The following is a 5,919-nucleotide window of genomic DNA, read 5'->3' on the forward strand; positions in this document are numbered from 1 at the left end:
AGCGCGTTACGTCGCGCAGCGCGGCATGTTCACGTACACGGGCCTGAGCGAAGCGCAGGTCGAGCGTTTGCGCAGTGAATACGCCGTGTATGTGCTGCGTTCGGGACGCATGTGCGTCGCCGGCTTGAATGCACGCAACGCTGACTATGTGGCGTCGTCGATCGCGGCGGTGGTGGCGGGCGCATAACGGCTGTTACCCGTAACGGCCGAACATAAAGATAGCAAACGATAACAACGGAGACCCCGATGACGACTCTTGAAATGCAACACGCGACCCCGCCGAAGCGCGCCGCGATGCATCCCGACGAATGGCAGGCGCGCGTGCAACTGGCCGCGTGCTATCGCATCTTCGATATGCTCGGTTGGACCGAGATGATCTACAACCACATCACGTTGCGCGTGCCGGTGAGCGTGAGCGGCAGCGAGCGCCAGTTCCTGATCAATCCATTCGGTCTGCACTACAGCGAAGTGACGGCGAGCAATCTCGTGAAGATCGACGCGCAAGGGCGCGTGCTCGATAACTCGCCGTATCCGGTGAATCCCGCAGGTTTTGTCGTGCATGCGGCGATTCATGAAGGCTTAGCCGATGCGCACTGCGTGATGCACACGCACACCACGGCCGGCGTCGCGGTGGCATGTCTCGAAGGCGGTTTGGAGCAAACCAACTTCTATAGCGCGCAGTTGCACGACCGCATCGCGTATCACGACTTCGAAGGCATCACGGTGCATGCGGAAGAGGGCCCGCGCCTGCTCGAACATATCGGCAACAAGCAGGCGGTGATTTTGCGCAACCATGGCCTGCTTGCATGGGGCCACACGGTGCCGCAGACTTTCGCTATTCTGTGGACGCTCAACCGCGCGTGCGAAATCCAGATGGCCACGTTTTCGATGGGCCGCGCGCGGCCGGTGCCGGAAGAGGTGGCGATCCGCTGCTCACGTGATTCGCTGCAGTTCGACCCGCGTCACGGCGCGGGTGAGGATGTGTTCGACGCGCTGGTGCGGCGCGTGGATCGCATCGACGCGAGCTACAAGGATTGATGCGAGGATCGATGCGAACATTGAGTCGAAGATTCACCCAGGAATTAACGCAAGGATTTACGCAAGGATTGAAGCGATGAAAGTAGGAATCTACGGTGCAGGCGCAATCGGCGGCTGGATGGGAGTGAAGCTCGCGCAGGCCGGCCACGACGTGAGCGTGGTGGCGCGCGGCGCGACGCTCAGCGCGTTGCAGCAGTACGGCTTGCGTCTGATCGAAGGCGGCGTGACGCATACCATGGAGGTGAATGCGAGCGAACAGCCGGCGGATTTTGGCGTGCAGGACCTCGTCGTGGTGGCGGTCAAAGGCCCGGCGATGGCGTCGGTAGCCGCGCATATCGCGCCGCTGCTGAATTCGCAGACGATTGTGCTCACAGCGATGAACGGCGTGCCATGGTGGTTCTGCAACGGGCTCGGCCGTGATTTCGCCGGCAAGCGCTTGAAGTCGATCGATCCCGGTGGCGCGATCGCCGCTGCGATTCCGACCGCGCAGACGGTGGGCTGTGTGGTGCATGCCAGTTGTCTGGTCGACTCGCCTGGCGTCATCAAGCATCATCAGGGCAATGGGCTGATCGTCGGCGAGGCGTCGGGGCAAGCGAGCGAACGCGTCAAGGCGCTCACGGCCACGCTGGCCGCGGCCGGCTTCAACGCGTCGATGTCGGAGCAGATTCAGCGCGACGTCTGGTACAAGCTGTGGGGCAACATGACGATGAATCCGATCAGCGCCTTCACCGGTGCAACCACCGACCGGATACTCAGCGACGAACTGGTGCGCAATTTCGTCACAAGCATCATGCTGGAGGCGAAGGAGATCGGCGCACGCTTCGGTATTCCGATCGAGCAGGCGCCGGCCGACCGCCACGAGGTCACGCTCAAGCTCGGCGCGATGAAAACCTCGATGCTGCAGGACGTGCAAGCAGGCAAGGCGGTCGAACTCGACGCGCTGGTGGCCGCAGTACGTGAACTTGGGCAGCTTACCGATGTATCGACACCGTACACGGACGCGTTGCTCGGACTCGCGCGCCTGCATGCGAGCACGTTGGGCTTGTATCCGAAACAGTGAACGTTGCGACGAAAAGAAACCGCCCCGCATTTTCTGCGGTGCGGTTTTTTTTCGCCCCCTATGTCTTACTTCATTGGCGTTACGCCATACTCCCGCCGCATTACACAACCACCGCGGAAGATTGCGGCAGCTTCGCCGCGTCGATCAACGACAACGCGCGCTGCACATCGCCGAGTTCCGTCATGGATAGCAGCGCAAGGCGTGCCAGGTACAGGGGTGCTTGCGCTTCACCTTCAGCGGTCAGTGTCTTGCAGAGTGTCGTGTAGACGAGGTCGAGTTCGCTATCGGTCATGGTTGGGACTCCTCTTGCGTCAGTTCGTCAGACAGGCTGTCACGGCGCTTTGCACGTTCGCCGCGCTGCCGTTGCGCCAGCGGGCGAGCACATGACCGTCCGGTCTGATCAGATAGACAGTGCCCGGCGTCGCGTCGAGCATCTCGTGTAAACGGCCCTCCGGATCGACCACATGCGGGCTGGCGGCACGCGGCGCGTCACCCGTCACCAGCATGACCGCTTTGAATGGAATGCTGTGTTCGCCAAGCGCATGGTGCAATTGCTGCCATGCTTCGTCTTGCGTCACGTCTGTGCCGAAGTGAAGCGCGGTGAAGCATGGCCCAAGCAGATCGGTGAGGTGAATATCGACGGCTACGCCGTCGCACATGCATTGAAGGCGGCACTCTGGCAGCACCGTGCCTGGTGCCGGACCTTTGGCGAACGTGCCCGGTACAACAGCAGCAACAAGATTAAGCGGCGACTGGGCATACGCAATCGCGTGCGTCTGCCGCGGATTAATCAAGGACCGCACAGCAGGATGACGCTCGGCGAGTCCCAGCACCGCGTTGCGCATCAGATCGAACGCGAACGAGGGCGGCGCCATGAACTCCGTGCTCTTCATCCCATAGCTCAGGTTTTCATGCGCCGCGAAAACGCGCTCGTCGCTGTAGGTGTCGAGCAGACGGTCAGACGCAATGCCGTTGACCACGCAACCGAGTTTCCAGCCGAGATTGTCGGCGTCGTCGATGCCGGAATTCGCGCCGCGCACGCCGAAAATCGGCACGAGATGCGCGGCGTCGCCCGCGAACAGCACCGAGCCGTGGCGGTAGCGTTCGAGCGTCAACGCGTTGGCCTTGTAGACGGTGATCCAGATCGGGGACCACTCACCCGTTTCGCCCATCGAGTCGAGCACGCTCTGAACGCGTGGCATGACGTTCTCTGGCTTGACTGCGGCCTCGGGATCTTCATCGTCGCGAAGCTGGTAGTCGATGCGCCAGACGTTGTCGGGCTGCTTGTGCACCAGCACTGTCGAGCCGGGGTTGGAGGGCGGATCGAAATAGGCGAGGCGCTCAGTGGGGCGCGGGCTTTTCAGTTCGATATCGACGATGACGTAGCGGCCCTCGTACGTCGTGCCAGTGAGCTTGAGGCCGAGTGCCTCGCGAATCGTGCTGCGGCCGCCGTCGCATGCGACGACCCAATCCGCGCGCATTTTCCATTCAGTGTCGCCGGTGCGCAGGTCAAGCGTGGCGCCACCCGTGCCGTTACCGGTATGTTGTTCGATGCCGGTCACGCGGGTTTGCCAGCGGATTTCGATCAGATCGGCATGCTGTTCCACTTCGTCGAGCAGCAACTGTTCGATCTGGTATTGCGCGATGTTGATCATCGGTGGAAGCGATTGCTCGTCGTCCTGATGCATGGCAAAGCGGAACACTTCGGCGTCGCGGTAGTAGCTGCGGCCGCCCGTCCATGGCAGGCCTTTTTGCAGGAAGCCGTGCACTGCGCCCAGGCGTTTGAATATCTCCAGGCTGCGCCGTGAAATGCAGATCGCGCGGCTGCCGGTGCAGACGCCGTCGTCGGCCTCGATCAGCACTGAGCGCACGCCCTGGCGAGCCAGCGCGAGCGCCAGCGTCATGCCGACCGGACCGCCTCCGACGATCGCTACGGCGCGTCGCACGGGGTCGTGCCCGTCGATCAGCGGCGGCACCACGCCCGGGTAGTGGCGAGGCGTAAACGGATAGGGTTTGAAGCTGCGGCTCATGCGTGTCTCCTCGATCTTCAATGCAGATGGATTGCCCGCCGGGGCCTGGACGCTCTTTGGAGGCGGTGCGAATCGACACGTGAAGTATGAAGGAGGGGTAACGCGTGACTGTCCTCATTTTGGGTACGAGCGGATGGCATTCTGGTCCGCCCAGCGCACCGCGTAGACCCGCTTAGTCCGCCCCTGCCGCATGCGAAGGCTGGCGTGTGTGCTGCAGGTTCGCACCCACCTGACATTCCTCGATCATCGCGCGGAACGTCGGCGCTGCGTGCGAAGCACCGGTCGCGCCCATCTCCGGGCCGCCTTCCGGCGCTCCGCCGACGCCGACCACCACCGTCGCCCTGGGCCGCCATTCCCGCGTGCGCCGCAGCATATTGCGCAGATACGGCGGCGATTCCGGCGCGTCGAGCGAGATGATGCAGATGATCGGCGCGTCCTTGAAGCTCGGTTCGTCGGCATGCGCGCTGCGATAACCCGAGTGCGTGGCCATCATCGGTGCAAGCCCCTGGCGCCCGAGCAATTGCACGGCGATCGCGGCGGTGACCTCATCGAATGCACCGCGTCCTGGCACGCACAGCACCGAGGTCTTTTCGGTTTCGTGGCGCAACTGTGGGCGCGCCGAAATGTGGCTGTCGTGCCGCTCCGAAAGATCAGCCGACGCCGAAGCCAGTTGCGCCTCGGTGGAATCGGCTGGATCTGTGCGCGACAGGCGGTCCGGCAGTCCGTCGGCGATTTCCAGGTTTTCGACGATATCGACCAGCGCGTCATTGACGCGTGCCAACTGCTCAGGCATCAACACGCCGCGCATCGCATCGTTGCGCGCGAGCTTGAGGCCCTCCAGCGCGACTTTGTCGTAGTAATCGATTAGCGACATCTCGCGCAGCAGGCGCTCGGCCTGCACGATGGCTTCGTGCGGATCGTCCGCCAGAAGCCGCTGATAGAAATTCTGCGCGGGTGTCAGTGCCGGCTGGTCGCCCAGCAGCACCGTGAGAAAGTTCAGACGGTCGGCGTAACGGCCCAGCGTGACAACGCACAGCGTGAGCGGCGTGGACAGCACGAGGCCGATCGGCCCCCACAGCCAGCTCCAGAAAATCGCCGCCACCACCACCGCCAGCGGTGACAGCCCAGAGCGATGGCCGTACAACAGGGGCTCGGCAATCTGCCCGGCTACTACATCGACGACGATAAACAGGATCAGCGTATAGACCGCCATCGTCCATTGAGGCTGGATGGCAGCGGCGAGAAACACGGCAAGAATCGCGGCGATCCAGATGCCGATGTACGGCACGAAGCGCAGCAAGGCGGCAATCACGCCGAACAGCAGCGCGCCCGGCACGCCGATGATCGCCAGACCGATGGCGATGGCCCCTCCCGCGCTGAGGTTCACGCCCAGTTGCGCAACGAAATAGCGGCTCAGACGCACCGCGGCGTCGGTGAGCGCGCTGGTGGTGCGGTGCAGATCGCGCGATCCGAAAAGACTGATCAAACGGTCGCGTAGATCCTCGCGCTGCAACAAGATGAAGATCGTGACGACCAGCACGATGAAGGTGGTCTCAATCGGAGCGATCGCCGGTGACAGCGCGCGTTGAGCGAGTTGCATCGGCGTGGGCGACGGCTCGTGCACTTCGACCGGTGTCGGCACAGCGGGCGCATTGCGCGCCGCGCGTCCGGTGAGGCGCGGCGGGGCCGGCTTGCTCGGCGCAACGCGCTGGAGCGTGGCGGCGGCGCGGCTCATCAGCGAATCGGCCCGGCCGACGGTTTTCTCCTGCACCGTCTCGATCTTTTGCTCGA

6 protein-coding genes are annotated in these 5,919 nt (G+C 63.2%); 3 read left to right on the top strand and 3 right to left on the bottom strand.

Annotated elements, in window-relative coordinates; genetic code table 11:
* The 3 genes from VFE81_RS05680 to VFE81_RS05690 all read left to right on the top strand — a co-directional run.
* A partial coding sequence (locus tag VFE81_RS05680; protein WP_325043657.1) for an aminotransferase class I/II-fold pyridoxal phosphate-dependent enzyme occupies nt 1–187 on the top strand: 187 nt, incomplete at its 5' end.
* 59 nt (nt 188–246) lie between these two features.
* A complete protein-coding gene (locus tag VFE81_RS05685) occupies nt 247–1,038 on the top strand; it encodes a class II aldolase/adducin family protein (protein WP_325043658.1) in 792 nt (263 codons plus the stop codon).
* A gap of 76 nt (nt 1,039–1,114) precedes the next feature.
* The gene (locus VFE81_RS05690) at nt 1,115–2,098 is read left to right on the top strand and encodes a 2-dehydropantoate 2-reductase (RefSeq protein WP_325043659.1); all 984 of its coding nucleotides are present in this window, start codon (nt 1,115–1,117) and stop codon (nt 2,096–2,098) included.
* Nucleotides 2,099–2,198: 100 nt separating this feature from the next.
* Here VFE81_RS05690 and VFE81_RS05695 read toward each other — a convergent pair whose 3' ends face one another.
* The 3 genes from VFE81_RS05695 to VFE81_RS05705 form a co-directional block, all read right to left on the bottom strand.
* Entirely contained in the window at nt 2,199–2,390 is a 192-nt protein-coding gene (locus tag VFE81_RS05695; protein ID WP_325043660.1) for a hypothetical protein, read from the bottom strand.
* A 19-nt stretch (nt 2,391–2,409) separates the two neighbouring features.
* Nucleotides 2,410–4,128 (bottom strand): FAD-dependent oxidoreductase, encoded by a 1,719-nt coding sequence (locus VFE81_RS05700; protein ID WP_325043661.1) that lies wholly within the window; start codon nt 4,126–4,128, stop codon nt 2,410–2,412.
* 172 nt (nt 4,129–4,300) lie between these two features.
* Nucleotides 4,301–5,919, bottom strand: a 1,619-nt coding sequence (locus VFE81_RS05705) for an AI-2E family transporter (protein ID WP_325043662.1), incomplete at its 5' end; no start/stop codon positions are given.

Source organism: Paraburkholderia sp., assembly GCF_035656215.1.
Lineage (GTDB): Bacteria > Pseudomonadota > Gammaproteobacteria > Burkholderiales > Burkholderiaceae > Paraburkholderia.